At 62.3% G+C, this 5,057-nt stretch carries 6 protein-coding genes; 5 read left to right on the top strand and 1 reads right to left on the bottom strand.

Annotation, left to right across the window (positions count from 1 at the left end; all coding sequences use genetic code 11):
- Positions 1–45: 45 nt before the first annotated feature.
- Positions 46–1,014, bottom strand: coding sequence for a polyprenyl synthetase family protein (locus ACF8RA_RS03015; RefSeq protein WP_209968080.1), 969 nt, complete (start codon positions 1,012–1,014; stop codon positions 46–48).
- A 244-nt stretch (positions 1,015–1,258) separates the two neighbouring features.
- Here ACF8RA_RS03015 and rplU point away from each other — a divergent pair, with 244 nt between their 5' ends.
- The 5 genes from rplU to ACF8RA_RS02990 all read left to right on the top strand — a co-directional run bounded on the left by rplU (position 1,259) and on the right by ACF8RA_RS02990 (position 4,946).
- On the top strand, positions 1,259–1,573 hold the full coding sequence (gene rplU, locus ACF8RA_RS03010; protein WP_003247466.1) for a 50S ribosomal protein L21: 315 nt from the start codon (positions 1,259–1,261) through the stop codon (positions 1,571–1,573).
- Positions 1,574–1,611: 38 nt separating this feature from the next.
- On the top strand, positions 1,612–1,869 hold the full coding sequence (gene rpmA, locus ACF8RA_RS03005; protein WP_003247464.1) for a 50S ribosomal protein L27: 258 nt from the start codon (positions 1,612–1,614) through the stop codon (positions 1,867–1,869).
- Positions 1,870–2,057: 188 nt separating this feature from the next.
- Entirely contained in the window at positions 2,058–3,284 is a 1,227-nt protein-coding gene (gene cgtA / locus ACF8RA_RS03000; protein ID WP_176685625.1) for an Obg family GTPase CgtA, read from the top strand.
- Positions 3,285–3,369: 85 nt separating this feature from the next.
- Complete coding sequence (gene proB / locus ACF8RA_RS02995) at positions 3,370–4,488, top strand: glutamate 5-kinase (protein WP_021784164.1); 1,119 nt, start codon at positions 3,370–3,372, stop codon at positions 4,486–4,488.
- Positions 4,485–4,946 carry a CreA family protein gene (locus tag ACF8RA_RS02990; protein WP_392514683.1) on the top strand — a complete coding sequence of 154 codons (462 nt, stop codon included), beginning with the start codon at positions 4,485–4,487 and terminating at the stop codon, positions 4,944–4,946. The genes proB and ACF8RA_RS02990 overlap by 4 nt, the downstream gene beginning before the upstream one ends.
- Positions 4,947–5,057: the final 111 nt, after the last annotated feature.

The raw sequence follows: 5,057 nt of genomic DNA, 5'->3' as shown, positions 1-5,057 counted from the left end.
TGGTGTAGGAGCGGGCTTGCCCGCGAATGAATGCGACTCGGTCTGTCAGTGCGTACGCGCGACCGCAAACTCGCTCAGCTCAACCAGCGCATCCCGGTATTCACTGGCAGGCAGCACTTCGAGGCAGGCGATGGCGCGTTTCACGTAATCGCGCGCCAGCTCGGCGGTGTACTTCAGTGCGCCCGATTCCTCGACCGCAACGCGAATCTGCTCCAGATCCTCCAGGCCACCCTTCTGGATCGCCTGGCGTACCAGTGCAGCCTGCTCGGCAGAGCCTTCGCGCATGGTGTAGATCAGCGGCAGGGTAGGCTTGCCCTCGGCCAGGTCGTCACCGACGTTCTTGCCCAGGGTCTGCGAGTCACCCTTGTAGTCCAGCAGGTCGTCGACCAGCTGGAAGGCCACGCCCAGATGGTCGCCAAAGGTCCGCAGGGCTTCGCGCTGCTCGTCGGTGGCCTGGGCCAGCGCCGCAGCGCTGTGGGTAGAGGCTTCGAACAGCATCGCCGTCTTGCCGCGAATGACCTCCATGTAGACTTCCTCGGTGGTGCTGGCGTCGCGTACACGCGACAGTTGCAGCACTTCACCTTCGGCAATCACCCGGGTGGCCTTGGACAGGATCTGCATGACCGGCATCGAGCCCAGTTCGACCATCATTTCGAACGAGCGCGAATAAAGGAAGTCGCCCACCAGTACGCTTGGCGCGTTGCCCCACAGGGCATTGGCGGTAGAGCGGCCGCGGCGCATGCCGGACATGTCGACCACGTCGTCGTGCAGCAGGGTGGCGGTGTGCAGGAACTCGATGGTGGCGGCCAGCAGGCGCAGGTCGTCGCCTTCGCGGCCCAGGGCCTTGCCACACAGCAGTACCAGCAGGGGACGCAGGCGCTTGCCACCGGCGGACGTGATATAGTCGCCGATCTTCGATACCAGCGGCACGCGCGAGGTCAGCTGCTTCTTGATGATCTCGTCGACGGCGCTGAAATCATCAGCCACCGCGCGGTAGAAGGTTTGGGGTTGCATCGGCTGCTCCAGTGAGGTTGCGCGGCATGCTAGGTCGCGGGTCCCGGTGTGTCAAGGCGCGGTGCCAGCTGGCCGGGGGCGGCACTTGCAAGCAAAACCGCGGTTGCGTACAATCGCGCACCCTAACTTCCTGGGCAGCACCTGCCTTACGCAATTGCGCCGGGCCGTTCCAGCCCTGTGCAGCCATGCCAGCCAATACTCATCATATAAAGCGCTGGGTGAGCAGGATTATCGGAGAAATACCATGTCTTACGCAGTAATCGTTACCGGCGGCAAGCAGTACAAAGTCGCTGAAGGTGAATTCCTCAAGATCGAAAAACTGGAAGTCGCCACTGGCGAATCCGTGACCTTCGATCGCGTTCTGCTGGTCGCCAACGGTGAAGAAGTCACCATCGGTGCTCCAGTTGTTGCTGGCGCTAAAGTAGTGGCCGAAGTCGTTTCGCAAGGCCGCCACGACAAGGTTCGCATCATCAAGTTCCGTCGTCGTAAGCACCACATGAAGCGTATGGGCCACCGCCAGTGGTTCACCGAGATCAAAATCACCGGCATCCAGGCTTAATCCCCTAGATCCCCTGAATTTATTTGGAGAATTGAACCATGGCTCACAAGAAGGCTGGTGGTAGTACTCGTAACGGTCGCGACTCAGAATCGAAACGCCTTGGCGTGAAGATGTATGGCGGCCAGGTTATCAAGCCAGGCAACATCATCGTCCGTCAGCGCGGTACCGAATTCCACGCTGGCTACGGCGTTGGCATGGGCAAGGACCACACCTTGTTCGCCAAGATCGAAGGCGTGATCAAGTTCGAGAAGAAAGGCGAGTTCATGCGCCGTTACGTGAGCATCGTCGCCGCTTAATCGCGACGTCGCTCCAGAAGCCCCGTCATGCGACGGGGCTTTTTCGTTTGTGGTGAGCCTCTTGCAAAGCTGTTTGTCTGGGTTGCCGGCGTTGGTTTCTACGGTCGTACGGGGCCGCCGCGCTCATTTTTGCAAGAGCCTCATGTTTTTGAGTCATTCAGCTCGTCTGCCGACGAGAGGCGGTTTTAATGAAGTTTGTTGACGAAGTATCCATTCGGGTCAAGGCCGGTGACGGTGGCAACGGTTGCATGAGCTTCCGTCGCGAGAAGTTCATCGAGAACGGCGGCCCTAACGGCGGTGACGGCGGTGACGGCGGCTCGGTGTACATGATTGCCGACGATAACCTGAACACCCTGGTCGACTACCGCTACACCCGTCACCATGAAGCCCAGCGTGGCTCCAACGGCGGTAGCACCGACTGCACCGGCAAGAAGGGTGAAGACCTGTTCCTGCGCGTGCCGGTCGGCACTACCGTGATTGACGCTTCCACCCAGGAAGTGATCGGTGACCTGGTTACCCCCGGCCAGAAGCTGATGGTCGCGCAAGGTGGCTGGCACGGGCTGGGCAACACCCGTTTCAAGTCGAGCACCAACCGTGCGCCGCGCCAGACCACCCCAGGCAAACCGGGTGAGCAGCGTGACCTGAAGATGGAAATGAAGGTGTTGGCCGACGTCGGCTTGCTGGGCTTGCCCAACGCCGGCAAGAGTACCTTCATCCGTTCGGTCTCGGCCGCCAAGCCGAAAGTCGCCGACTACCCGTTCACTACCCTGGTGCCAAACCTGGGCGTGGTCAGCGTCGACCGCTGGAAGAGCTTCGTCATCGCCGATATCCCCGGCCTGATCGAAGGCGCCTCTGAAGGTGCCGGCCTGGGTATCCGCTTCCTCAAGCACCTGGCGCGTACGCGGGTGCTGCTGCATCTGGTGGACATCGCGCCGCTGGACGAAAGCAGCCCGGCCGATGCCGCCGAAGTCATCGTCAACGAGCTGACCCGCTTCAGCCCGTCGCTGGCCGAGCGTGAGCGCTGGCTGGTGCTGAACAAGGCCGATATGGTCATGGACGACGAGCGTGACGAACGTGTGCAGGAAGTGATCGATCGTCTGGAGTGGGAAGGCCCGGTCTACGTGATCTCGGCCATTTCCAAGCAGGGCACCGACAAGCTCAGCCACGACCTGATGCGCTACCTCGAAGACCGCGCCGACCGCCTGGCCAACGACCCGGCCTACGCCGAAGAGCTGGCCGACCTCGACCAGCGCATCGAAGACGAAGCCCGTGCCCAGCTGCAGGCCCTGGACGACGCCCGCACCCTGCGTCGTACCGGCGTCAAGAGCGTGCACGACATCGGCGACGATGACGGTTGGGACGATGATTTCGAGGACGACGAAGACGGTCCGGAAATCATTTACGTGCGCGACTGATCGGTTGCAGTACACTAAACGCCGCTCTCTGGAGCGGCGTTTTTGTATCCACGGTATCTACAGATTCGACATAGGTTGGAAGAAGATGCGAAGCAAGGTGACGGGCGCCAAGCGCTGGGTCGTTAAGATTGGCAGTGCTCTGCTGACCGCCGATGGCAAGGGCCTCGACCGCGGTGCAATGGCCGTTTGGGTCGAGCAGATGGTCGCGCTGCGTGAGGCAGGCGTGGAGTTGGTTCTGGTCTCCTCCGGGGCCGTGGCCGCCGGTATGAGCCAGCTGGGCTGGACCAAGCGACCGAGCGCGATGAACGAGCTGCAGGCGGCTGCCTCGCTCGGCCAGATGCGCCTGGTGCAGGCCTGGGAGTCGAGCTTTGGGGAGCACGGGAAGCACACCGCGCAGATCCTGCTGACCCATGACGACCTGTCCGACCGCAAGCGTTACCTGAATGCCCGCAGCACCCTTCGCACCTTGGTCGATCTGGGCGTGGTGCCGGTGATCAACGAAAACGACACCGTGGTCACCGACGAGATCCGCTTCGGCGACAACGACACCCTGGCGGCGCTGGTGGCCAACCTGGTCGAGGCCGACCTGCTGGTGATCCTCACCGACCGCGATGGTATGTTCGATGCCGACCCGCGCAACAACCCCGAAGCGCAGTTGATCTACGAGGCCCGTGCCGACGACCCCTCACTGGATGCCGTAGCTGGCAGTACTGGTGGCGCCCTGGGCCGAGGCGGCATGCAGACCAAGCTGCGTGCGGCGCGCCTGGCTGCCCGTTCCGGTGCCCACACCATCATTATCGGTGGCCGCATCGAACGCGTACTGGACCGCCTGAAGGCGGGCGAGCGCCTGGGTACCTTGCTGTCCCCTGAGCGCGGCATGCTCGCTGCGCGCAAGCAGTGGCTGGCCGGTCACCTGCAAACCCGTGGCACCCTGGTGCTGGATGCCGGTGCCGTGCAAGCGCTGCGCCAGGCCAACAAGAGCTTGTTGCCGGTTGGCGTGAAGACTGTGCAGGGCAGCTTCCGTCGTGGCGAGATGGTGGTGTGCGTCGGTCCGGACGGCCTTGAAGTGGCTCGGGGCCTGGCCAACTACAGCGCCCTGGAGGCGCAGAAGATCATTGGTCAGTCGTCCGACGCCATCGAGTCGATCCTTGGCTATAGTGCCGAGCCGGAACTTGTACACCGCGACAATCTGGTGCTGGTATGAGCCTGCTGAAGAACGTAATCGCTGTGGTAGCGTGCGTGCTGCCGATGTTGGCCGGCGCCGAAGAGGTCGGCCAGGTGTCCACCGTGTTCAAGTTCCTCGGGCCGAACGACCGCATTGTGGTCGAGGCGTTCGACGACCCGAAGGTAGAGGGCGTGACGTGCTATCTGTCGCGTGCCAAGACTGGCGGGGTAAAGGGGGGCTTGGGGCTTGCCGAGGACCGGGCGGAGGCATCGATTGCCTGTCGTCAGGTCGGGCCGATCAACTTCAAGGGTGAGCTCAAGGATGGCGAGGAAGTGTTCAAGGAACGCACCTCGCTGGTGTTCAAGACCATGCAGGTGGTGCGCTTTCTCGACAAGAAGCGCAACACGCTGGTGTACCTGGTCTACAGCGACCGCATGATCGAAGGCAGCCCGCAGAATGCGGTGACTGCTATTCCGATCCTGCCTTGGGCTCATTGATAGCCCGCTCCTGCATACGCATCGGTGGTTGGACGCAGGTCGTCGTAGGAGCGGGTTCACCCGCGAAAGGGCCGGACCTGCTGGCCAATTTCCACCCGCCGTTCACCGTTG

Origin of the sequence: Pseudomonas sp. FYR_5, from assembly GCF_043106315.1 — a bacterium.
Classification (GTDB): Bacteria; Pseudomonadota; Gammaproteobacteria; order Pseudomonadales; family Pseudomonadaceae; genus Aquipseudomonas; species Aquipseudomonas putida_Y.
The sequence above is the reverse complement of the archived record's forward strand: the minus strand, read 5'-3'. Positions and strand labels throughout refer to the sequence as shown.